1 pseudogene is annotated in these 1551 nt (G+C 64.9%); it reads left to right on the forward strand.

Annotation, left to right across the window (positions count from 1 at the left end):
- Positions 1 to 1551: pseudogene (locus C7C45_RS34335) on the forward strand (hypothetical protein); the annotation flags it as partial.

Consider the following 1551-nt stretch of genomic DNA (forward strand, 5'->3'; position numbering starts at 1 on the left):
CGGGTGCGACGCGGGTCGACCCGGACGAGCTGGCGGGTCAGGCCGGAGGGCTCAGTCCCGAGGGCGAGCACGACAAGATCTTTATCCTTGCTTCAGGCATGACCTCTGTGAAGGGGCTGGTCCTGGCCACGAGGGAAGGGCTGACGGCGAAGGTCGATGATCGGCCCTACCTGCTCGGAGCCGATGGGAGGCTGCACAGGAGGGCGGACGCCGACCTTGTGCAGCCAGCCGTAGAGGTCAAGTACAACATCCTGGAGGTGACTCCGGAGCCGACCGTGTTGCATGCCTCCGGTGATCGGGGCCGGCCCTCCTGGCAATCCGTCTATGACCCCTGGCGACAGGCGACCGACCTGATGCAGCACGCCCCGATCATGAACGCCCGTGAGTGGCGGGAGGGGCAGGGGCTCGCGATTGAGGACATCTTCCGGGCCGACGACGGGTGGGTCATCACCGAGGAAGGACGCGGTGCCCGGGTCTTCTCACCCTATCTGCACAGTGAGAAGATCTACGTTCAGTGGAACGTGGGAGTCCCAGTCGCCGACCTGGCCAATTTCTACGAATTCATGGCGCAGCGCACCTTCATGCGTGAACCGAAGCGGCTGCTGCTCGAGGGAATGCAGTTCGCGAATGACGTGGCTGCTCGCTATCTCGGTGTCTTCGAAGGGTCCGTGCGTGGCCTGATGCACTTTCCCGGAGTTGTCGAGCTGATCGGGTTCATGACGCTCGCGTACACACACGTTGCGGCTCGGATCGAGCATTCGGCACTCTCTGAGTCAAGTGGCATGCTCTCGAAGAATGCGATCGCGGCGGCCCTACGGAACCCACCGAGCGTGGTGCGAGCCGAGCTCCCGGAAGCCGTGCGCATGTTCCTCAATGCTGAGGCTCCCGCCATCCGCTCCCTGTTGGTCGATCGTTACCGCGCCGGGAAGCCCGACTTTGACCGTCGCTACGCGGAGCGGCACAACGAGAAGGAGTCCGGGAGCATCGATATCCTGCGGTTGGGGCATTTCCCTTACCGCAACGAGCAGTATCTGGACAACTTCCTGCTCGACCGGCCGCAGAGAATCGTGGACCAGCATCGGGCCCTCGGCATCAATGAACAAGTGGGTCAGTTCGCCGAATTGGACGACAACGGCGGACTGCTGACGAAGTCGGTGGTGCTCGAAATCCGGAACGACCTCGACAGGATGCTGACCATCGACGAGCTTGATGTCGTCCACAGCTGGATGGCGAGTCAGTTCCGCCAGATACGTGCCCGATCTGAGCGTCAGGAGCGGCCCGAGCCCGGCCGGCTCCGGCGGAAGCGGCAGTTCAACGTCGGGCAGTCGACCGGCCCAGCTTCCCGCGGTGGGTCGCAACCCGCGAATCCAGCCGAGGGCACACCGGGGCAGCCCAGCGTTCCGGAGCGCGGGGACGCCCAGTCGGGTGGCGCCAACCCGGGTGGATCGTCTGCGAAGCCGTCTGGCCGCGATGGCCAACCAGGCCCCAGAGGCGTTCGTTGGGCGGCGGGTCCGGGTCCGGGTTCGGGTTCGGCTGGTGGGGTTGTTGCGT

The sequence above is a fragment of the Micromonospora arborensis genome, assembly GCF_003205615.1.
GTDB classification, from domain to species: domain Bacteria; phylum Actinomycetota; class Actinomycetes; order Mycobacteriales; family Micromonosporaceae; genus Micromonospora; species Micromonospora arborensis.